General features: G+C 68.8%; 16 protein-coding genes. 8 read left to right on the top strand and 8 right to left on the bottom strand.

What is annotated here, in order from left to right; genetic code table 11:
- Positions 1 to 195 precede the first annotated feature (195 nt).
- Positions 196 to 699: an inorganic diphosphatase gene (locus ACGFIO_RS17430; protein ID WP_392827265.1), complete on the bottom strand. Its 504-nt coding sequence runs from the start codon at positions 697 to 699 to the stop codon at positions 196 to 198.
- Between the two features lie 725 nt (positions 700 to 1,424).
- Here ACGFIO_RS17430 and dacB point away from each other — a divergent pair.
- The 7 genes from dacB (at position 1,425) to ACGFIO_RS17395 (ending at position 8,866) form a co-directional block, all read left to right on the top strand.
- Entirely contained in the window at positions 1,425 to 2,831 is a 1,407-nt protein-coding gene (dacB, locus tag ACGFIO_RS17425) for a D-alanyl-D-alanine carboxypeptidase/D-alanyl-D-alanine-endopeptidase (protein ID WP_392827264.1), read from the top strand.
- A gap of 60 nt (positions 2,832 to 2,891) precedes the next feature.
- Positions 2,892 to 3,950, top strand: coding sequence for a zinc-dependent metalloprotease (locus ACGFIO_RS17420; protein WP_392827263.1), 1,059 nt, complete (start codon positions 2,892 to 2,894; stop codon positions 3,948 to 3,950).
- Positions 3,951 to 4,901: a tRNA lysidine(34) synthetase TilS gene (gene tilS / locus ACGFIO_RS17415; protein WP_392827262.1), complete on the top strand. Its 951-nt coding sequence runs from the start codon at positions 3,951 to 3,953 to the stop codon at positions 4,899 to 4,901.
- Positions 4,902 to 5,007: 106 nt separating this feature from the next.
- Positions 5,008 to 5,583 carry a hypoxanthine phosphoribosyltransferase gene (gene hpt, locus ACGFIO_RS17410; RefSeq protein WP_392827261.1) on the top strand — a complete coding sequence of 192 codons (576 nt, stop codon included), beginning with the start codon at positions 5,008 to 5,010 and terminating at the stop codon, positions 5,581 to 5,583.
- Positions 5,584 to 5,808: 225 nt separating this feature from the next.
- Positions 5,809 to 7,836, top strand: coding sequence for an ATP-dependent zinc metalloprotease FtsH (gene ftsH, locus ACGFIO_RS17405; RefSeq protein WP_392827260.1), 2,028 nt, complete (start codon positions 5,809 to 5,811; stop codon positions 7,834 to 7,836).
- Complete coding sequence (gene folE, locus ACGFIO_RS17400) at positions 7,836 to 8,471, top strand: GTP cyclohydrolase I FolE (RefSeq protein ID WP_392827462.1); 636 nt, start codon at positions 7,836 to 7,838, stop codon at positions 8,469 to 8,471. The genes ftsH and folE overlap by 1 nt, the downstream gene beginning before the upstream one ends.
- Before the next feature lie 2 nt (positions 8,472 to 8,473).
- Positions 8,474 to 8,866: a RidA family protein gene (locus tag ACGFIO_RS17395; protein ID WP_392827461.1), complete on the top strand. Its 393-nt coding sequence runs from the start codon at positions 8,474 to 8,476 to the stop codon at positions 8,864 to 8,866.
- Here ACGFIO_RS17395 and ACGFIO_RS17390 read toward each other — a convergent pair.
- Genes ACGFIO_RS17390 through ACGFIO_RS17380 form a run of 3 tightly spaced genes read right to left on the bottom strand, consistent with a single transcriptional unit; the run spans position 8,863 to position 12,406 of the window.
- Positions 8,863 to 9,123 (bottom strand): hypothetical protein, encoded by a 261-nt coding sequence (locus ACGFIO_RS17390; RefSeq protein WP_392827259.1) that lies wholly within the window; start codon positions 9,121 to 9,123, stop codon positions 8,863 to 8,865. The two genes, ACGFIO_RS17395 and ACGFIO_RS17390, sit on opposite strands and share 4 nt — an antisense overlap.
- Before the next feature lie 11 nt (positions 9,124 to 9,134).
- Complete coding sequence (locus tag ACGFIO_RS17385) at positions 9,135 to 9,824, bottom strand: hypothetical protein (protein ID WP_392827258.1); 690 nt, start codon at positions 9,822 to 9,824, stop codon at positions 9,135 to 9,137.
- A complete protein-coding gene (locus ACGFIO_RS17380; protein WP_392827257.1) occupies positions 9,821 to 12,406 on the bottom strand; it encodes an FtsK/SpoIIIE domain-containing protein in 2,586 nt (861 codons plus the stop codon). The genes ACGFIO_RS17385 and ACGFIO_RS17380 overlap by 4 nt, the downstream gene beginning before the upstream one ends.
- 259 nt (positions 12,407 to 12,665) lie before the next feature.
- Between ACGFIO_RS17380 and ACGFIO_RS17375 the strand changes: the two genes are divergently transcribed.
- Positions 12,666 to 13,100, top strand: coding sequence for a hypothetical protein (locus ACGFIO_RS17375; protein ID WP_392827256.1), 435 nt, complete (start codon positions 12,666 to 12,668; stop codon positions 13,098 to 13,100).
- Positions 13,101 to 13,102: 2 nt separating this feature from the next.
- Here the strand turns inward: ACGFIO_RS17375 and ACGFIO_RS17370 are convergent, their stop codons facing one another.
- From ACGFIO_RS17370 to ACGFIO_RS17355, 4 genes are all read right to left on the bottom strand, one after another.
- Positions 13,103 to 13,660: a hypothetical protein gene (locus ACGFIO_RS17370; RefSeq protein ID WP_392827460.1), complete on the bottom strand. Its 558-nt coding sequence runs from the start codon at positions 13,658 to 13,660 to the stop codon at positions 13,103 to 13,105.
- Between the two features lie 44 nt (positions 13,661 to 13,704).
- A complete protein-coding gene (locus ACGFIO_RS17365; protein ID WP_392827255.1) occupies positions 13,705 to 14,820 on the bottom strand; it encodes a M23 family metallopeptidase in 1,116 nt (371 codons plus the stop codon).
- A 554-nt stretch (positions 14,821 to 15,374) separates the two neighbouring features.
- Positions 15,375 to 17,303, bottom strand: a complete 1,929-nt coding sequence (locus ACGFIO_RS17360) for an MFS transporter (RefSeq protein ID WP_392827254.1) — start codon at positions 17,301 to 17,303, stop codon at positions 15,375 to 15,377.
- Position 17,304: 1 nt separating this feature from the next.
- Positions 17,305 to 21,255, bottom strand: a complete 3,951-nt coding sequence (locus ACGFIO_RS17355; protein ID WP_392827253.1) for an ATP-binding protein — start codon at positions 21,253 to 21,255, stop codon at positions 17,305 to 17,307.
- Positions 21,256 to 21,269 lie beyond the last annotated feature (14 nt).

Raw genomic sequence — 21,269 nt, 5'->3', positions numbered from 1 at the left:
GCTCAGCGGGCGTGCTCAATCGAGCTCAGCGGGCGTGCTCAATCGAGCTCAGCGGGCGTGCTCAATCGACCTCAGCGGGCGTGCTCAACCGACCTCAGCCTGGGCGGTTCGCCGAGCTCAGCCGTTCCTCAGGCCGGTCCGCTGAGCCCAGCCACTCCGTTCGGAGCATCAGGCCGAGCTCAGCCCCCCAACGAGCTAGTGCCCGTCCGTTCCGTGCTCCAGAGCTTCGGCTCGCTTGAACGAGGCCCGGATCTCCTCCTCGGCCTCCACCCGGCCCACCCAGGTCGCGCCTTCCACCGACTTCCCCGGCTCGAGGTCCTTATACACCGTGAAGAAGTGCTGGATCTCCATGCGGTCGAACTCGCCGAGGTGGTGGATGTCGCGCAGGTGTTCCTGCCGCGGGTCCTCGTAGGGAACGCAGAGGACCTTGTCGTCGCGGCCCTTTTCGTCGGTCATGCGGTACATGCCGATGGCTCGGGCGCGGACCAGGCAGCCGGGGAACGTCGGCTCCTGGATCAGGACGAGGGCGTCGAGCGGGTCGCCGTCCTGACCGAGGGTGCCTTCGATGTAGCCGTAGTCGGCCGGGTACTGCGTCGCGGTGAACAGCGTGCGATCCAGTCGGATTCGTCCGGTCTTGTGGTCGACCTCGTACTTGTTGCGCTGACCCTTGGGGATCTCAACCAGAACGTCGAAATCCATGATGTGCTCCCTCGGTCGTATGCCGGCCGTGTGTAGGCCCGATCACGCTGGGGCGCGGGGGAGCCCGGGCTCGGCAGGATCCGCGCGCCGCGATGTGCGGGATGTAAGTAGTCTCCCCTAAGTCTGACGCCGCGAACGAGGAGGGGCCGGTGGGGAGGGAAGATTCACACAAGGGACGGGCATCGGTGCCCGCAAACCCTCCCGAGTCGGTCGCGGACGTGAGTCCGGCTCAGCAATCACAGCCGCCACAGAGTGACCCCCAGCAGGGGGATCGACCGGGTGGCGGGCCGCCGATCAAGGCGGGACGGGCGTCCGTGCCGATGCCCAACGCCGGTGATGGGCAGTCTCCCGGCGGGCAGCAGCGTGGCTTCGGCGGGGAGATGCGCCCGGCCGGCGGCGGGCCTGCAAGCGGCGCGGCGGACGGCGGCTGGGCCGGCGCGCAACAGGCCGACGGTGGCGGCTGGGCCGGCCAACAGGCCGATGGCGGCTGGGCCGGTGGGCCACAGGCCGGCGGTCGCGGTTGGGCTGGAGGGCAAGAGGCCGGCGGTCAAGCGGTCGGGCGGGTCAGTGTGTCCCGGCCGGTGGGGATCGACCGGGCCTCGGCGAGCGCCGGGCCGGGCGGGGGACCGGCGGATGGGCCGGGACAACCCGCAGCGGGTGCAGCGGGCGCAAGCCCGCACGAAGCCGGTGCGGCCACGGGGAGCACAAAGACTCGCCGTACCCTCATGGTTTCCGGTTTATTGACTTTGATCCTGATTGTCGCAGTCGGCGCGGCGGCCTTCATCATGCGTCCGGGGCCGATCGCGGGCTGGCTGGCCGACAAGACCGACCCGACCGCCTCGCCCTCGGTGGCGCCCGAGCCTACGCCCACGCCGGTGCTGGCCGCGGCCGGTGAGAGCGCCACCCAGCCCAGCGCGGCGGCCGTGCAGCAGGCGATCGGCGGGCTGCTGGGGGCCAAGGCCCTGGGCTCCCGGGTACGCGCGTCAGTGGTCGACGTCTCGACCGGCGCGACCCTCTACGCCCAGAACGCCGCGACCCCGACCACCCCGGCCTCGACGACCAAGCTCGTCACCGCCGCGACCGTGCTCGCCACCCGTGGGCCGGCCTACCGCCTGACCACCCGGGTCGTGGCCGGCGGGCAACCGGGCGAGGTGGTGCTGGTCGGCGGCGGCGACCCGACGCTGGCGGTCAACTCCAAGGGGCAGTTCCCGGGCGCGGCCCGGCTGGACAAGCTGGCCGACCAGGTCAAGACCGCGATGGACGGTACGCCGATCACCCGCGTGCTGATCGACACGTCGCTGTTCAGCGGCTCGACCACGGCCAAGGGCTGGAATCGGACCATCATCGCGCCGGAGGGCCAGGTGGCGGCGGTCATGCCGCTGATGACCAACGCGGGGCGCCGGCAGCCGGTGCACCACGAGGTCGGCGGGGATCCGCGGTTCACCGATCCGGCCCTGGCGGCGGGGCAGGCGTTCGCCCGGCAGCTGGGCGTCAAGGCCGCCGTGACCAGGGGATCCGCACCGGCCGCGGCGACGGCGGCCGCGGGCGGCGCGATCGTTCCGGGCGCCGAGCTGGGCAAGGTGCAGTCCCCGCCGCTGGTGCACGTGATCGACTGGATGCTGGAGCAGTCCGACAACACCATCGCCGAGGTGCTGTCCCGGCAGGTGGCGCTGGCCGCGGGTGCGCCGGCCACGTTCGACGGCGCGACCACGTCGATGATCGCCAAGCTGACCGAGCTGGGCCTGCCGGCGGGCGAGATCAAGCTGTCCGACGCCAGCGGGCTGTCCCGGCTCAACCAGATCAGCCCGGATCTGCTGACCAAGCTGCTGGCCCTGGCGGCCCAGGGCGATCACCCAGAGCTGACCTCGATGTTCGGGGGCCTGCCGGTGGCCGGGTGGTCGGGCACCTTGCGGACCCGGTTCGTCACGCCGGCCCCGAACCGGGCCGGCCAGGGGCTGGTCCGGGCCAAGACCGGCTCGCTGAGCGGCGTCAATACGATCGCCGGGCAATTGGTGACCAAGGACGGGCGGCTGCTGGTCTTCGCGATCATGGCCGATGCGACAGGCGACTCGGTAACGGCGCGGCAGGCGCTCGACCGGGTGGCGACCAGACTTGTCGCCTGCGGCTGTTGACGCCGGTTATCCGGGTTTCTACCGGGTCGCCGACTGGTGACTCGCGGGTACTGTCGGTTCATGGCGCAGTTCGTTGACTGGGATCTGGCCTCCGCCACCGCGGGGGCGCTGTCCAAATCCGGCCCCGCGGTGTCCTACGAGGAAGCTATGCAGGTGGTGAGCCAGCTGCGTGAGTTGACCGACGAGGCGGCGGGGCACGTCGCCGCGTACACTGGCCTCACCTCGCAGGTCGAGGTGCCGGCGGTGCGGGTGGTGGACCGGAAGGACTGGGCGGCGGTGAACATCGCCGGGCTGCGGCAGGTGATCAGCCCGCTGGTCACCCGGCTCTCCGGCGACCGGCAGCCGGGCGCGGTGGCCGACGCGATCGGCTCGCGGGTGACCGGGGTGCAGGCCGGCACCGTGCTGGCCTATCTGTCCGGCCGGGTGCTGGGACAGTACGAGGTGTTCTCCGGCGAGCCGGGCCAGCTGTTGCTGAACGCTCCGAACATCGTCGAGGTCGAGCGCAAGCTGGATGCCGACCCGCGCGACTTCCGGCTCTGGGTGTGCCTGCACGAGGTGACCCACCGCACCCAGTTCACCGCGGTCCCATGGATGCGCGGCTACTTCCTGGGCGAGGTGCAGGCCTTCACCGACGCCTCGCAGGCCGGTGCCGAGCACATCCTGGAGCGGCTGCGGCGCGGCGTCGCGACCCTGTCCGACGCGCTGCGCGACCCGGAGAGCCGCGCCTCGGTACTGGACATCGTGCAGACCCCGGCGCAGAAGGCCGTGCTCGACCGGCTGACCGCCCTGATGACGTTGCTCGAGGGGCATGCGGAGTTCGTGATGGACGGTGTCGGCCCCGAGGTGATCCCAAGCGTGGAGTCGATCCGGGCCAAGTTCAACCGCCGCCGCGAGGGTGGCAACCCGCTCGAGATGGCGATCCGCCGGCTGCTGGGCATCGAGGTCAAGATGCGGCAGTACGCCGAGGGCCGCAAATTCGTGCACGGCGTGGTCGAGCGGGTCGGCATGAGCGGCTTCAACAAGATCTTCGAGTCGCCGCTGACCCTGCCGCGGCTGGATGAGCTCGGCGACCCGGATGCCTGGGTGGCCCGGGTGCACGGCGGCGTCGCGGCGGGCTAGATGGCGTTTCTCCCGGCGCCGGTCGCGGCCACCCGCCGGGCGGTTCGTTCCGGCCTGTCGTCTTTGCCCCGCGGCTCGCTCGTGTTGGTGGCTTGTTCGGGCGGGGCTGATTCGCTGGCGCTCGCGGCGGCGACGGGTTTCGTGGCGCCTCGCCTCGGTCTTCGGGCCGGCCTGATCACCGTTGATCACGGGCTTCAGGAGGGGTCCGCTGAGCGCGCTGCCGGCGTCTTGTCGGTCTTTCCAGATTTGTCGCCCACGCTGGCGGTCCGGGTGGAGGTCGTCGGCCCGGGCGGTCCCGAGGCTGCTGCCAGAAATGCGCGATATGCGGCATTGGAAGAGGCGGCTGGTGAGCATCGCGCCTCCGCGATCCTGCTGGGGCACACCCGGGACGATCAAGCCGAGACGGTGTTGCTGGCACTGGCCCGAGGCGCCGGCCCGCGTGGAATGTCCGGAATGCCCCAGCGCCGGGGATTGTTGCTGCGCCCATTTCTGGACGTGTCGAGGGCGGAAACCCGCAAGGCTTGCGCTGCGTTGGGCCTCACGGTCTGGAATGACCCCCACAACCACGATCCCGCGTACGCCCGAGCGCGCGTCCGCGCCGACCTGCTGCCCGCCCTGATCGCCGCGCTCGGCCCGGCCGTGGTCGGCAACCTGGCCCGGACGGCGGGACAGCTGGCGGCCGACACCGAGGCCCTGGACGCGCTGGCCGCCGCCGAGGTGCGCGACGAGCTCGTGGTGACCGACCTGTCCGTCTTGCCCGACGCGATCCGCACCCGGGTGCTGCACCAGTGGGCGCGGCGGCTCGGCGTCTCCGGCGGTGCGCTGTCCCACCGGCACGTGGCCGCGATGGACGCCTTGATCACGGACTGGCACGGTCAGGGTCCGGCCGCGTTACCGGGCGGGGTGCTGGTGGCCCGGCGAGAGGGTTGCCTCAGGCGGGTCGACCTGTGACGGTCGCCACGCCGTGTCACGCCAGCCCACGGTTTAGCGGGATTTGCGCAGGTCCGGCCGCTGACCCCGGCCGCCGCCCGCAACCTTCATCAGGCAGGCTAGGTCCATGGCAGACGGCTCCTGGTATGACGCCGATATCGATCACGTGATCATCTCCGAGGAGCAGATCCGGGAGAAGACCGAGGAACTGGCCAAGCAGGTCTCGGCCGACTACGCCGGCGCCGAGGGCGGGCTGCTGCTCGTCTGCGTGCTCAAGGGGGCGGTCATGTTCATGGCCGACTTCTCCCGCGCGCTGGGCCGGACCGGTCCGTCCGTCGAGATGGAGTTCATGGCGGTGTCGTCCTACGGCTCCGGCACGGCCTCCTCGGGCGTGGTGCGCATCCTCAAGGACCTCGACCGCGACATCGCCGGCCGGCACGTGGTGATCGTCGAGGACATCGTCGACTCCGGTCTGACCCTGTCCTGGCTGATGAAATACCTGCACAGCCGGTCGCCCGCCAGCGTCGAGGTGGTGGCCCTGGTGCGCAAACCGGACGCGGTCAAGGTCAGCGTGCCGGTGAAGTACATCGGCTTCGACGTCCCCAACGAGTTCGTCGTCGGGTACGGGCTGGACTTCGCCGAGCGGTACCGCGAATTGCCGTACATCGGGGTGCTGAAGCCGGAGGTGTACGCCCGTAGCTGAACGGGTTCCTCAGCTTCTTCTCAGGAATGGGGCGCTTCGCCCGCTTTTCAACTGGCTAGGCCGTAAACGGCCGGTGTCGGGCGGGTGGGCTCACGGAGTCGCAACCGGCACCCACGGTGTACCGTCGAGTGACCAATGGCGCAGCCCCATGCTCGCCGGCAGCAAGTCAGGTGACCAGGACGCCGATCAGGAGGGTCCGGGCGCGACAAGTGCCCGACAGACAGTATGGAACGTACGCGTTTCTTCCGACGCCCGGTGGTCTGGATCAGTCTGGTGATCATCGGTGCGATTGCGCTGAGCTCAATCTTCACCAGTGGTCCGAGCTACCAGCGAGTTGACACGTCGGTCGCCCTCGAGCGGCTGACCCAGCCGGGCATCAAGAAAGTCCTGATCAAGGACAAAGAGCAGACGCTGCAGATCGACCTGGTCTCCGACGAGCGCTTCGCCGGCAAACAGACCAAGTTGATCGAGACGCAGTACCCGTACGAGGCGAGCAACCGCATCCTCGACGCGGTCCAGCAGGCCAAGGCCGCCGGGCGCATCCAGGAGAACTTCAACACCACCGTCTCGGGCGACAGCATCCTGCTCAGTCTCCTGATCAACCTGCTACCGATCGCGATCCTGGTGATCCTGCTACTGCTGTTCATGTCGCAGATGCAGGGCGGCGGTTCGAGGGTGCTCAACTTCGGCAAGTCCAAAGCGAAGATGATCACCAAGGACACGCCGAAGACCACCTTCGCCGACGTGGCGGGGGCCGACGAGGCGGTCCAGGAGCTCTACGAGATCAAGGACTTCCTGCAGAATCCGGCCAAATACCAGGCCCTCGGCGCCAAGATCCCAAAGGGTGTGCTGCTGTTCGGCTCACCCGGTACGGGCAAGACGCTGCTGGCCCGGGCGGTCGCCGGTGAGGCCGGGGTGCCCTTCTACTCGATCTCCGGCTCGGACTTCGTCGAGATGTTCGTCGGTGTCGGCGCCAGCCGCGTCCGCGACCTCTTCGAGCAGGCCAAGGCCAACGCGCCGGCGATCGTCTTCGTCGACGAGATCGACGCCGTCGGCCGGCACCGCGGTGCCGGCATGGGCGGCGGTCACGACGAGCGCGAGCAGACGCTCAACCAGCTGCTGGTCGAGATGGACGGCTTCGACACCAAGGGCGGCGTGATCCTGATCGCGGCGACCAACCGGCCCGACATCCTCGACCCGGCGCTGCTGCGCCCGGGCCGTTTCGACCGGCAGATCCCGGTGGACAACCCGGACATGGAGGGCCGCAAGGCGATCCTCCGGGTGCACGCCAAGGGCAAGCCGTTCACGCCCGACGTCGACCTCGACTCGGTGGCCCGCCGGACGCCCGGTTTCTCCGGCGCCGACCTGGCCAACGTGATCAACGAGGCCGCACTGCTCACCGCGCGGAACGAAAAGCGGGCGATCTCCAACGAGTTCCTCGAGGAGTCGATCGACCGCGTCATCGCCGGACCGGAGCGCAAGACCAGGGCGATGAGCGACAAGGAAAAGAAGATCACCGCGTACCACGAGGGCGGTCACGCGCTGGTGGCATACGCTCTGCCGCACTCCGCCCCGGTGCACAAGGTGACGATCCTGCCGCGCGGCCGCTCGCTGGGCCACACGCTGGTCCTGCCGACCGAGGACAAATACACCCAGACCCGGGCCGAGATGATCGACACGCTGGCCTACGCGCTGGGTGGCCGGGCCGCCGAGGAACTCGTCTTCCACGAGCCCACCACCGGCGCCGGCAACGACATCGAAAAGGCGTCCAGCCTGGCCCGCGCCATGGTCACGCAGTACGGCATGAGCTCCAAGCTGGGCGCCGTCAAGTACGGCACCAGCGGCGACGAGCCGTTCATGGGCCGCAACATGGGCCACGAGAAGGACTACTCCGACTCGGTCGCGGCCGACATCGACAGCGAGGTCCGGGCGCTCATCGAGCTCGCGCACGACGAGGCGTGGGAAATCCTGGTCGAATACCGGGACGTCCTCGACGACATGGTGCTCGAGCTGATGGAAAAGGAAACCATCACCCAGGACGACATGAACCGCATCTGCGCCCGTGTGCAGAAGCGTCCTCCGATGGCTCCGTTCAACGGCTTCGGCAAGCGTCTGCCGTCGTCGGCCCCTCCGGTGCTCACCCCGTCCGAGCAGGCCACGCTCAAGGCGCAGGCCGAGGCGGACGGTCAGGCGGCGATCGTGCCCGGGGGTTCGGGCACGGCCGGCAGTAACGGGGCGGAAGGCGGCCACTGATCGGCGAGCTCGACTATCTCGCCGCGCGACTGGTCGACGGCAAACTCAACGGGTCTCCCGTCGAGGACGCCGTCGACCTTCCGCGTATCGAGAAGGCGGTCCGGGAGATCCTCATCGCGATCGGCGAGGATCCGGACCGCGACGGTCTGGAACGGACCCCGTCCCGGGTGGCCCGGGCGTACGCCGAACTCTTCGCCGGCCTGCGGGTCGACCCGGCCCGGGTGGTCACCACGACGTTCGAGGCCGACCACGAGGAACTCGTGCTGGTCCGCGACATCGAGGTGCAGAGCATGTGCGAGCACCACCTGCTGCCATTCGTCGGCAGCGCGCACATCGGCTACATCCCCGGCACCGACGGCCGCATCACCGGGCTGTCCAAGCTCGCCCGCCTGGTCGAGGTGTTCGCCCGCCGCCCGCAGGTGCAGGAACGACTCACCTCGGAGATCGCCGACCTGCTGATGAAGCAGCTCGGGGCGCGCGGGGTCATCGTGGTGCTCGAATGCCGGCACCTCTGCATGGAAATGCGTGGCATCCGCAAGGTCGGAGCCCGTACGGTCACCTCGGCGGTCCGCGGCGCGTTCCAGCGCGACGGCAAGGTCCGCGCGGAAGCGATGGCCCTGATCAACGCGAGGTGACCATGCAGCGTTTCAACCCGCCGGGCCTGCATCGGCCGGACGGCTACGCCCACATCACGGTCTCCTCCGCCAGCCGCATGATCCACTTCGCTGGCCAGTGTCCGCTCGACGTCGACGACAAGATCGTCGGTGACGACTTCCTGACCCAGACCGACCAGGTCATCGCCAACTGTCTGGCCGTCCTCGATGCGGCCGGGGTCAAGCCCGACGCCGTGGTGCGCTCGGTGGTGTACGTGGTCAGCACCGACAGCGGCGAGCTGGCCGACGTGTGGCACCGCCTGATGCGATCCCCGCTGGCGCCGGCCTTCACCAGCGCCAGCACCCTGCTCGGGGTCGCCGCCCTGGGCTACCGCGGCCAACTCATCGAGGTCGACCTGACGGCCGAGACCGCCTAGACGATCATCCGGTAGGTGTCGGCGCTGTCGATCGCCGCCCGGGCCAGCGTCGCCGCCTCGTCCAGCCGCATCCGGGCCTGCTCCAGCTGCGCGATCGCCGACGCCACGGACGGGTGAAACGACCCCACCGCGGTCAGCCGCAGCAGCGCCAGCGCGTCGTCCAGCTGCTCCGACACGTGCTGGATGCCGGTCACCGCCCGCTGCGTGCCGTCCACCGACGCCCGCACGTTGGCCTTGACCTCTTCGACGCTCGCCACCGCCGCACCTCCTACTTGATGAACTGCAGCAGCCCGACGGCCATGCAGGTCAGCAGCACCGGCGTCAGGCACGCGATCACACCGACGACCGGGGTGCGATCCACCTTCTCCGGGCCGCCGCCGTAGACGAAACCGATCGTCACCCAGCCCAGCCCGAACGCCATCACCGGCATGCTCAGCCCGCACAGCAGCGCGTACGTGGGCACCGAGCCGGGCGGCGCCACCAGATACAGCACGATCTGCACGATCAGCACCGCGGCCGCGAACGGACCGTAGATCAGCAGATTGCGGGCCCACGGCCGCAGCGACGAGACCCGCCGGGCCGGGGAGCCGAGCATCGCCGCGTCGGCCGCGTCCGCTGTCCCCCGGGACTGTCGCAATGCGGCCAGGGCCGCGGCCGGACCGCCGTTCACCGTGGGTGCCGCAGCCGCCTGCTCGGCCGGCCGAGGCACAAGATCCTGTTCGGGTACGCCGAACTCCTGCACCAACCGGGCGCGCTGCGGTGCGAGCCGTGCGCGTACCCCCGCCAGCTCCTGCCTCGCGGCCTGCAAAGCCGCAGCCTGCTCACCGGCCGTGACGCTGGCCTCGCGACGCACCGCATCCAACCGCTGCGCCGCGGCCAGATAATCCGCCCACGGCCCGTGCGCGGGCGCCGGCGACTGCTGCTGCGGAATGATCTCGTCGGTGGTCGGCTCCGTCACGGCTCCTCCGCCTCCGGCAGCACGAACGGCACCAGCACATCCACCCGGTCGGCGTGCCGGTCGTGCAGCAACGCGCGGTTCGGGCGCGGCTGCCAGTCGATCTGCCGGCCCAGCATCAGACAGACATCCTGCTGGGCCGTGTTCAGGAACAGCAGCCCGGCCACGTCCTCCCGGCCCGCGCTGCCGCCCGTCTCCTCGGTGAACCGCCGCAGCCCGCGCCACCACGACAGCAGGTGCACGCCGCGGCCCGGCCCGTCCCGCAGCACCTGCCGCAGCGTCGGCAGCGTCCCCGGGCTGGCCGCATCCATCCCGAACACCACCAGATAGCTCGGCCGCTCCAGGTTGAGCTGGGCGGCCAGGCCGGACGCGCCCACCGCCACCACCTCTTGCCGGTGGCCGATCTCGGCTGCGAGGTCGTTGGCCAGCTCATCGCCTTCGGCGACCAACGACGAGATCACAAATCGTGCGGTACGCGGTGCGTGGAACGCCGCCACACCCAACGCGGCCGCCTGCAACACCTCGGCCCCGTCCGGTCGCGTCCCGAAGATCGCCAGGTGCCGCCCCGGCGACGCGTCCAACGGGAACGATGCGGTCGACAGCTGCACGTCGATGACCCGGCCGACCAGCGCGGCCGGCCGCCCCGCCCGCCCGGCCAGCGCGGCCCGGTAGGTCGGGTCGTCGGCCAGGTGCTGCTGCGCGTAGCCGGCGAAGATGCGCGGCGGCGGCGACTCCGGATCACGGGCGCCCCACAGCTTGTGGCGCAGCTCGCTGAGCGCGTCCTTGTCGGCGTGCGGGTCGGGGAAACGCACATGCCGCTCGTGGGCCCGGGTGGCGCCACGCGGGCCGCCGAGGCCACCGGCCGTGTTCACCACCGCGGTGCCCAAAGCCAGGCCGGCCGCCGAGTCGTTGGTCGGCTCGAGCACGTCACCGCCGCCCGGCAGGGCCACCCGCACCGGGAACTGACCGAAGATCGAATCGCGTTTGGTGTACAGCGCCTCCACGCCGAGCACGGTCTGACTGGCCAGGACCAGATGGATGCCGTACGAGCGGCCCTTGCGGGCCAGCGACTCCAGCAGCCCCACCGCCTCAGTGGCAATCGGGTCATTGCCGGCCAGCAACACCTGGAACTCGTCGATCACACACAGCACCCGGGGCAGCGCCTTGCCGCGCCCCTCCTCGGCGGCCACCGCCCGCAGGTCGGCGAACTTGGTCACACCGGCCCGCTTGTACGCCACCGACCGGCGGGTCATCTCGGCGTCCAGCTCGCGCAGCACGGCCAGCCCGTACTCCCGGTCGGACTCGACACCGACCGCCCGCGCATGCGGCAGCCAGGTGCGGTCACGCTGGGTCGGCACGAACTCGGCGAACGAGACGCCTTCCTTGAAGTCGAGCAGGTAGAGGGCCAGCTCGGCCGGGCTGAACCGGGCGCACAGCCCGTACAGCACGTTGATCAGGAAGGCGGTCTTGCCGGCGCCGGACCGCCCGCCGACCATCCAGTGTGGCGTCAGGTCGTTGAACTGCAGCACCACCGGGTTGTCGCCGGCCTGCCCCACCGGCGTGCTCAGCCCGTCGGCGGCGTCGGCCGTCCAGATCTCCTCACGCGGGTCCGGTAGCAGGTCGGACAGCATCACCTGGGCGGCCTGGGCCGAACTGGCGGCCAGCTCCTGGCAGACCGCGTCGATCAGGTGCGGCGGCGGGTCGTCGTCGAGGAAGACCGGCACGTCGAAGAAGCCGTCGACCCCCGCGGTGAAGGCGCCGAGAGGCGTGTTGCCGATGCGTACATCCGGATTGAGCAACGCGATGGCGGTGGCATCCCGCAGCATTCCTTGCTGGCTGTCACCCGTGTTCTCCGGCGGCGGCGGCCAGCCCGCCACGATCAGATGCAGGCCGACACTCGGCCCCTGCTGCGCCAGCAGCGCGATCTGCGGCAGCTCACCCCACGCGGTCGGCGGCAGGCTGGCGATCACCAGCAGCATGACCTTGTCCCGGCGGCTGCGGCGGGCGCCATCACCACGCCGCGCTCGTACCCACTTCTGCGCGTCGTTGAGGGTTTCCCGCAGACCTTCCTGGTCAGTGGCGACCGGATTGAGGACGCCGGTCCCGATCAGCGGCTCGAACGGCGCGAAGACCGTCCCGCCGCCCGCACAGTCGACCGCCCGCAACAGCAGCGACCCGGCCGGAGCGGCCGCCAGCAACCGCAGCACGACGCTGCGCAACAGTCCCGCCACCCGCGCGTCCCGGGCATCCTGGTCGATGGTCAGGTTGCCCGACCCCAGCAGCGGCACAATCGCCGGGAAGGTCGCATCATCGAGCGGCTGCGCCACCCCCACCCGCACGAACTGGGGCAGACCAGCCCCGCCCAGCGGCGTGTTGGCCGACCGGGCCTCCAGCGGCGCGCCCAGCCACCCCGGCGCGAGCGCGCTGGCCGCCGCCCGCAACTCCTCGGCCAGGGCATGCTGCTCCCGCGGATCACCCGCGGCCGGCGCCTGCCCATCAAGCACGGCCGCCGCCGCCGCGACGGTGGCCTCGGCCTGCCGGTGCAGGGCAGCGGCCTGATCGATCCGGGAACTCGACTCCGCCACCGCCTCACCTCCCTGTGTGCGCTCAAACCGTATCCCAGCCACGCCGACCCTTTGCGTTCCGTAGCCACAGCACCTTTCCGTGGCGCCGGTCGATAGATCCTCCAGAGCCACTAAAGTCGACGGTGTGCACCCCCCGGAGCCGCCACCCCAGCCCGAGCAGCCCTCCCCGGCGGCGCCACCCTCCGGCGCGCTCCCCCCGCCGCCTCCCGCCAGTTCGTCGCCCAAGCCTCCCAACCGCCGAGCCCGCCTTCTCCTGGCCATGGCCGCAGGCATCCTGTCCTTACTCTGCCTAGGCGGCGTAGGAGTCTTCGTCTCCCTCTACGATCGAGCCACCAAGATTGATCGGAGCGAACCGGATGTCGTAACCGACAGTTTCCTGATCGCCTTCCTCGTCGATAGAGATGACAAGCAATCCAGCCTCTTCACATGTGAAAAGCCGGACCTGAGGGCGGTCGCTGCTCTCCGAAGCGAGATTCTGCGGCGGGAAACCGAGCAGAAGGTTTCGGTCATGGTGAGCTGGGGTGCGTTGACCCGCACGACCACCGGCCAGGAACAGGAGTCGGTAGGTGTCACGCTGACCATATCCGGCTTTGATCAGGGACAAATGCTGAGCAGTCGTGACGAAGATTGGCAATTCGACGTCAAAAGAACGGGCGACCAATGGCAGCTCTGCGGTGGATCCAAAATGGCTTGAGCTTATTCAATCCACAAGAGTTCCAATGGTACTTCCAAGGTGCTGGGTGTTTTGCCGCTCCACGCCCAGCGGTACCAATCCAGTTCGGTGGCCACGCGGGCACAAATTCCGCCATCGTCGCTGGTGTGCAGCTCAGTTACGCACCGAAGGTCGCGGCGTTCACCGCCGTCCTCGAGTAGTTGGACTGCCCGCCTACCCGTGAGAGTTGGGATGGCGCGGGCTGCCACGGGTGTCCGTCGCGGGGGATCGTCCAGCGAGACGAGCCTGTTCACTACATCGTCGAGGGGCGAAGGCGAGGCCGCCAGGCCAAGTTCTTCGACCCATACGCGCTCGACCGGCACCATCGGCGCGAAGACCTCCGTGCGTTCCGACTCAGCGCGATACCATTCTGACTCCGGCATGACGGGCACGTAGGTCCGACTGCCTTGCACCACCTTCTCATCGGCTCTCATGTCGCCCCGCCATCCCTGACCAGGCAGGCCGATCAAGACGCGGCGCCCTCGCAAGGCCCCCGCCATGTTCGCAGGCGTCGGCACGATCGGTCTGGGAGCCGCGTCCATCCAATCGGCCGGTCCGGTGAACGGATCCGGTAGCTGGCGGCTGTTCACTCGTCGCCTCCGAGGGGCGCGCCCTGCCGTCGCATGTAGTCCGCCGGATTGACGGCCCCGCCACTGGTGCGGTCGTTACCCATATGCACTTCGAAATGCAGATGAGGTCCGGAGGAGTTGCCGCTAGTTCCCACTCGGCCAATGATGTCACCCGCAGTGACCTGCTGACCGACCTTGACGAAGGGATGTTGCACCATGTGGCAGTAGCGCGTCATGACTTTGTTTGCATGCACGACCTCCACCATCCAGCCGCAACCACCCTTACCTGGGTAGCCGTCAACGTCACAGGTACGGCGTCCGCGATGGTCCTCGTCGCACTTGACCACCGAGACCACGCCGCTCGCCACAACCGCGATCGGTGTGTAGCGCTGGACGATGAGATCGACGCCTTGGTGGGTGGGACGTTGGGGAGTGCGGAACCCCGAGCCGACCGTCGCCTTGAGGGGGATCCTCCAACCAGATGCGGCGACCTGCCCGCCGGCCGCGCAGACCATCGCCACTGATTTTCCAACGGCGTTGGCTGCCCCGTTGGCGAGCTTATTAACGATCTGCGTCGCCAGCGGCTCATGTTTGGCGTAGGCGTTGGGATAAGCGCTGCGTTGAACTTTTTGTGCCGCCTGCGTGAGCGACATGTTCTCCCAATTCTTAACGGTCCGCAGCTTTTCGTAGAATTTCCGGCTCGCATAGACGGGATCGCGTACTTGCCCGGGTGTTCCCCAGCCCGCGCTGGGGCGCTGCTGGAAAAGTCCGAGCGAGTCGTGATCATTCCTCTTTCCCAGGTTGCCGAGATTGAGAAGTCGCGACTCCTGCATGGCCGTCGCAATGGCGATCACCCATGCCCGTGGAGGAAGCTTCAGATCCGAGCCCACCTTGATGATTGCCGCCGCGTTGCGCATCTGCTCAGGACCGTACTGCGGGAGTGTAGGTAGCTCACCGTTCACATCGATCGGACCGCCCTGCCCGCACTCCGATGTCGAAAGGGTTTTGGCCTTTTCCTCCCCGCCCAAACCCCCGAGGAGGATCGCGCTCGCGCTACCGCCACAACAGATGAGCGCCAGTGTCGCAACCAAAGCGACCAACAGAGTGACGTGGCGCGGCCGGCGGAGACTCATGACTCGGCCCAATCGATCCCACTGACCACCCATCGCCCTTCGGGCGATACCAGGCGAAGTGTGAGTGTGCCAGTGTCAGCAACGACGACAGCGTCAATCAGCCCGTCGCCGACGGGACGGATTTCCGGACGTCCGGTCACACGGTTCGCTGGAACGTCCGCTGGATCAGTGTCTGCAAGCTCAGCCGACAGTTCCTTGGTCGCGTTGGGCACCAGGCGATCACGCCATGTCTTCGCGGATACATTGTCGTGATCTGCCCAAGCGCCAGCGAAGGCGTAGGCCACCGCCTCCGGGGCGGCGGTTCCAGGGCTGGTGGTGGGCGACGGCGGTGGGTCAGGTGAGATCACACTGTCCTCATCAGCCGGATCCACGGTGAGCGCGGGTGCCGGCGAGATCGATCCGAGCGGGTCCTTACTGTGGTCAGACCCGTCAGAGAAGATTCGGCCGACTCCAACGACGGCCAGCACAATTATCGCAATCACGATGGCTACGCCCCATCGTGACCGGAATAGGCCGGACAAGCCACGTTCTAGTAAGTGCGGAGCCATCAAAGATCACTTCGCCTCGGTGCGTACTCGCGGCTCTGATGGCTCGCTCGTCGTGCTGCCTGTCTCAGGTCGGTAGATGGCGTAGGACGCCGGCTGATCAGCGACGTCGGGCTCGGACCAACTGGGCGCACGGCGAGGTGAAGGTGCCGGAGCCGGTTCGCGTGTTGCCGGCACGTCCTCCTTGTGGCTCTCTGATCCCTCGCGCCGGGGTGCAGGGGCTGTCGTCTCGGGCCTCTGATCGCCACGTCCGGTTAGCGACGGTAGCTTCCGACCCGGTTGAGTCTGTGACGGATCTTCGCCGCGGCTCTCGGGTCGTTGCTGAATAGATGGAGGGCCACCCACCGGATCGACAAAGATGGTTTTCGATCTGCCATCGTCGTCACTGACGACATATTCCCGGCCACGACGAGCCATGATCCCCTCGAAGAGCCGAGACAGCTGCTGTGTCGAATTCTTGCCTCCGAGCTGCGTGACGCGTGTGTAGGGCCGAAGCAATACCCAACCCACTACGCCGCAGAGGAAGACCAGAACGACCTGTAGCCAACCGGCCAGGCTTGGAGTATTCATGATCAGATCAACAGCAAAGAGGTAGACAGCTGAGCCTGTGCCGAAGATCGCGATGTTGAACACCGCTGCGACCACGGCATTGCCCAGGCGCTTGATACCTGCGCTGGCCGGGCGCAACAAGCCGACCGTGCCTAAGATCGGGGCAGCGATCACCGCCCACCGGAAGATCAGGAAGCCGAGTAGCACCAGCAAGGATGCGGTCAAATCGAAAAGCGCAAACATGATTGCGGCCAGAAGCGCAATGAAGCCGGATCCGATCCGCTCCATTCCCCTTTCGCCGGTGAGGTAATCGTATGCCTCGGGATCATCTTGCCGGACGAGCTTCGCGGCCTGGTGCCACTGCTCTTCCTTCTGTTTGATCAGCGCATCGCGGGTCTTGGGATTAGCGTTGAGCTTGTCAGTTTCCTGCCAGGAGTAAGACTTGGCATCATAAAGCGCGAGTCCGTATCTCTTGGCGACCTGGCTGTCAGCTGACCCGAGTAGTCCTCGCAGCCAATTTCGATAAAGCATGGTTTCAGTTGCAGTATCACTCGCTCGAGCGGCTGGTGGACGTTTGTCCTGGCAAGCACCGGGCGTGGGATCGTCGCATCGGCCGTTCGCCTGGCGTGGGCCAACCGCGTCGTGCACCACGCCAAGGGTCGAAATCAGACTCTGATCGGCGATGTTTGCGGATCTCACCGGCCATGCCGCGATGGCCGTGACCGCAACCATGACAAGGATCGCCCACCCGGCAGTGGTCGTCGCTGCGCCCATTTCTGCCTGGCGCGATCGCCAAATCAGATACAGGCCGACTACCGCCAGAGTAACGACACCGAATACGCTGAATACCTTCTCGTAAATGGCCTTGGTTGCCTGCTCTACAAGAGGGTCAGCCCAACCCCACAGTGACTTTGGGTCCCATGCCCTCTCTCGGACGGCATTTGAGGCGCCAATAATCGCCGTGGCGATCATGAACTCGCCGTTGGCTACTGTGGTTTCGAATTTGTACTCAGGATCTATCAGGGATGATGCGCAACTGTCGTTCGGGCTGTATGTGGTGTAAGAATAGCCCGCGTACCCATACCGGCTATACATGCCCCGAACACCGTTGTTGGACGTCGGCGGACGTTCGGCGAACCAGCCTCCGAAACCGGAGTCCGGGCTGCTGGGGGTGGGCGCCTTCTTGCAGTCCACCGCGTCGCTGATGTCAACTTTTGCGCGAACTAGGCACGACCTGAAATCTTGTTGCCATTCCTGGGTGTTGCACGCACCTCCCGGTACCCGCAGCGGGGTTGCGGTTGCGGCGGAAGGGGCCGCCACCGCCCACGCGATCGACGCTACTGCTGTTACCAGCAGGGTCAACACCGTCGCCAGGGCCCGCCGCATCATCTCAACCCTCCAGGTCGGACATGCTCGGAATGGTGGTTACCGGGGGCGCCTGGGCCGCCGGTGTCGTGTCCAGGTGGTCGAGGAGGCCGTCGACGTATGACACGTCGACCCGGACCTTCTGCACCCGCCCGTCCACGTCCCTCATCACGAACTCACGGAAACCGAGTCTGGTGGCGGACGAAGTGTCCACCTGGGAGAGCGACGCCAGCGTGGCCTCGTACCCGTCGTGGACCGGCACCCGCAGCAACCGGAGCGCCTCGCTGGCGATCTCCTGGTCTTCAGCGATCCGGCCGACGAACACCGTCGACACCAGGTTTTGCACGTCGAGGCCGAGGATGTCGCGCGGGTTCTGCGACGCTACCAGCGCCGCCAGGTTCCACTTGCGGGAGTCTCGGGCCAGGCGGACCAGGAACGAACGGCCGGAGCGCCAGCCCTCCATGAAGTGCGCCTCGTCCAGGCCGACCATCTTGCGGGCCGACATCGAGCCGCCGTAGGAGCGGCGGACGGCCAGGCGGTGCGCGGTGTGCAGCATGGGCAGGGCGAGGCTTTCCTCGGCCGACCAGTACTCGCGCTCGATCTTCAGGTCGGGCAGGCGCAGGCCGGCCATGGTGATGACCGTCAGCGTGGCGTCGGCGCCCAGCAGATGCCTGGGCGGGGAGCCGAAGAACAGCAGCGCCAGCGGCATCTCGGCCGTGTCCAGGAGCAGGTTGGCCAGCTCCTTGCCGTCGTCGTCGAGGCCTTGCAGCGTACGCACGACATCGTCCAGCGTCGACGTCTCCTCGGCCGGCACCTGCCGCACCGCGTGCCGCAGCAGCGTCGCCGTGGACGCCTCCTTGGCCACCTGCGGCGGCACCAGCATCGAGCAGATGTCCTGCACGAGCATGCGGCGCTCGGCGCGGGCGTTGGACACGCCGATCTCGTATTCCCGGTCGCCGCCGGGGCCGGCCGGGAACTCGCTGCGTACCGGCGTCGGGATCAGCGCGTACGGCGCCAGCGTCCCCTGCTCCGAGCCGGTCAGATTGAGGACTCGGGAGTACGGCCGCAGCTCCGGCATCTGGCACAGCCGGGCCAGCGGGCCGGACGGGTCGAGCAGCGTGACCTGCACGCCCCGCCGCGCATTGAGGTACCCCAGGGCGCCCATCAGCGTCGACTTGCCACCACCGGGCTCGGCCACGAAGACACCCAGCCCGGACCGCTCCCGCACCTCCATCGGGAAGTGCAGGTCGAGGAAGACCGGCCTCCGGCAGGTTCCCGCGGTACGCCCGATCAGGTCGCCCCGCCGGTCACCGACCGTGGACGCGGCCTGCGGCAGTGCCGCCGCCAGCAGTTTGACCGGCATCCGCCGCACGTAGCCGGTGTTGGCGATCGGCTCGCCGGGAATGAACTCGCGAGCCAGCTGATCCTGGTTCTTCGGATGCTGCAGCGAGATCCGCAGCTCCCGCGAGTAGAGCTGGATCAGGCGGCGGGCTCGTTCGAGACATTCTTCCCGGGTACGCCCACCGACCGCGATCCGATGCCAGCCGTGCGCCCGCGCCGACTCGACCGGAAGTCCCGTGGTCATCTCGTCGCCGATCACCAGTGCCCGCTTGGCCAGGCGTTCCAGTTCGGGCGGGGCGTCGATGCCGTGCTCGGCGTAGTCGAGCTGCTGGGACCGGATCATCCGCAGCCGGTGCTCGAGGTTCTTGAACGAGCTGCCCGAGCCGAGGATGTCGATCCGCGACGACAGTTCCATCGGCCACGGCAGGCGCTCGTGGAAGTGCAGCCACGGCTCGTGCTTCTCGGGGATCTCGAGCGGCTCCATGCGACCGACGGACAGCACGGCGACGTGCCGCTCCTCGCCGGTCATCCGGTTGACCAGCTTGACCGTCGAGCCGTAGGGCGTGCGGTACCGTTCCACCTGCTCGGTCAGCGCCAGCAGGTCCCCGGAATCCCATTGCCCGCTGGTCACGGGGGACAGCGGCCCGGGCGGCGCCATGCACAGCGCGACCGACCGGAAGAGCAGCCACTCCAGCTCCTGTGGGCTGACCCGCCGCCCACGCATGCCGAACGCGTTCAGCACCTCGTCGAACTGCTCGACGGTCCGGCCCAGCTTGCGCCGCTCGCCGTCCGAGGTGCCCTTGCCGAACACGCGCAGGACGCGCTCGGAGAACGTGTCGCCCAGCGACCGCCGCGCGAACGTCACACCCAGGTAGGTCTGGCCTTCGGCGTGGTTGACCGAGAGCAGGTGCCGCTGCGCGGCGACCAGGTGGTCGGACCAGGAGGTCGCGCCGGCCACGTCGGCCAAGGGCTTGGCGGTCAGGGAGTCGACGGTACGGGCCCACTCGTCGGCCGGGAACGGCCGCGTGGTCCGCCGCAGGTGCAGCCGGAACCCGGCCAGGCCGGCGTACTGCTCGGAGATGGCCGAGAGCAGGGCCTCACGTTCGGCGTCGGGCCGGAACGCCCAGCGCACCTCGGGCAGCCAGTACCAGGCTGTGACCGTGGACTGGGTGAAGGTCAGGTGGCCGGCGATCTCACTGATGGCCAGCTCGATGGCCGGGTCGCGATCGCTGAACTTGATCTTGTTGGGCTTCAGCGGCGCCGGTTTTACCTCCTTCCGGCGTACGGCGGGAAGGTTGTCGGGCTGTGTGCGCTTCCGCTTCCGGGCCGGCGCCTTCTCGGGCATCGTGGCCGGCAGGTCGCGCGTTTCGGGTTCGGCCAGTGCCCGCCCGGTGCGCAGAGGCTCGAGCTCCCGTTCCGGCGCGCGCGGCACCGGTGTGACCCCGGGGTGCTGCCCGTTGGCGTGGCGCCGGTCGGGCGTGGCGACGGTCTGCCACAGCGGCGCTGTCGACACGGGCGGCGCGGAAACCGGCCGTCCCGGCGGCGTCCCGTCAGCAGCCTGGCCGCGCGACTCGTCCGCCCGGCCGCGGGTTCGTTCTTGTTGTCCCCGCCCCGGCGCCCGATCCCGTGGCGCCCGGTCGTCCCGCGGCGCCCGGCCCAGGGATCGGTCCGGCGGCGCGTCGAGAGGCCGGTGGGCCGGCGGCGGGTCGAAAGGCTGATCGGCCGGCGGTGGGTCGAATGGCTGGTTGGACGGCGGTGCGTCGACCCGCCGGTCGGAGGGCGATGCGTCGAGAGGCCGGTTGAGCGGCGGCGCGTCGAGAGGCCGGTTGAGCGGGGACCCGCTGACCGACCGGCGCGGCGGCGCCGCGGGCGAAACCGGCGTTCCGGCCCCGCCACGCACCTCGTCCGGCCAATCCTCCAGCCCGGCCCCGAAGTCCTCGTCGTAGTCGGCCGTCTCAGCGACCGGCGGCGCGGCCGGCACCGGCGGGGGCTGGATCGGCGGCCCAGCCGGAGCGGCCCCGCGACGGTCGAGGTCCGATTGCGACCCCGACGCCGACTCTCCGCCGTCCGCCCGAGCCTCCCCGAAGTGCGCCTGCTCCGAGTAGGAGGGCTGGTCCGGGTAAGCGGGCTGCTCCGGGTAAGCGGGCTGGTCCGCGTAGGACGGCTGCTCCGGGACGTCACGCGCGGCCGGCTGCTCGACGGTCGGCGCCGAGGCGAGGTCGGGCTGGAGGTTGGGGTGGGTCACCTCGAGTTCCGGCGGCGGCCCGGGGTCGAGTACCGCCAACTCCGGCGGCGCCGCGTAATCCGAGGCCGGCGCGGGTGCCCCGGCCGGGGTCCGCTCCTCGAACTCGAATCCGAAGTCGAAGTCATCGTCGTCGGACGGCGGGGTGTGCGGCTCCTCGGCCGGCGGCGGGACCGGCGGTGCCGAGGCGGGCGCCCCACCGAAGAGATCGAGGAACGGCGAGTCGATGTCCAGCGAGTTGTCCAGGCCCGGCCCGCCGTTGGCGCGGGGGCGCACCGGTTGCGGCGCCTGGAACACTCCGACGGCCCCGTGCCCGGGACTCGTCACCAACTCGGTGTCGGGAGAGTTGAACTCCTCGGAACCGTTGGCCTCAGCGTAATCATTCGAACGCATACCGTTACTTTGCC

The organism is Actinoplanes sp. NPDC049265, assembly GCF_043197135.1.
Taxonomy (GTDB): domain Bacteria; phylum Actinomycetota; class Actinomycetes; order Mycobacteriales; family Micromonosporaceae; genus Actinoplanes.
This window is presented reverse-complemented; position numbering and strand designations above follow the sequence as displayed.

Bases quoted from the DNA above. Each gene is read 5' to 3' on its own strand.
- ACGFIO_RS17360 (WP_392827254.1), bottom strand. From the start codon at position 17,303: ATGATGCGGCGGGCCCTGGCGACGGTGTTGACCCTGCTGGTAACAGCA.
- ACGFIO_RS17420 (WP_392827263.1), top strand. From the start codon at position 2,892: ATGGCGCAGTTCGTTGACTGGGATCTGGCCTCCGCCACCGCGGGGGCG.
- ACGFIO_RS17355 (WP_392827253.1), bottom strand. From the start codon at position 21,255: ATGCGTTCGAATGATTACGCTGAGGCCAACGGTTCCGAGGAGTTCAAC.
- ACGFIO_RS17365 (WP_392827255.1), bottom strand. From the start codon at position 14,820: ATGAGTCTCCGCCGGCCGCGCCACGTCACTCTGTTGGTCGCTTTGGTT.
- ACGFIO_RS17395 (WP_392827461.1), top strand. From the start codon at position 8,474: ATGCAGCGTTTCAACCCGCCGGGCCTGCATCGGCCGGACGGCTACGCC.
- ACGFIO_RS17430 (WP_392827265.1), bottom strand. From the start codon at position 699: ATGGATTTCGACGTTCTGGTTGAGATCCCCAAGGGTCAGCGCAACAAG.
- ftsH (WP_392827260.1), top strand. From the start codon at position 5,809: ATGGAACGTACGCGTTTCTTCCGACGCCCGGTGGTCTGGATCAGTCTG.
- dacB (WP_392827264.1), top strand. From the start codon at position 1,425: ATGGTTTCCGGTTTATTGACTTTGATCCTGATTGTCGCAGTCGGCGCG.
- ACGFIO_RS17375 (WP_392827256.1), top strand. From the start codon at position 12,666: ATGGCCGCAGGCATCCTGTCCTTACTCTGCCTAGGCGGCGTAGGAGTC.
- hpt (WP_392827261.1), top strand. From the start codon at position 5,008: ATGGCAGACGGCTCCTGGTATGACGCCGATATCGATCACGTGATCATC.
- ACGFIO_RS17370 (WP_392827460.1), bottom strand. From the start codon at position 13,660: ATGGACGCGGCTCCCAGACCGATCGTGCCGACGCCTGCGAACATGGCG.
- tilS (WP_392827262.1), top strand. From the start codon at position 3,951: ATGGCGTTTCTCCCGGCGCCGGTCGCGGCCACCCGCCGGGCGGTTCGT.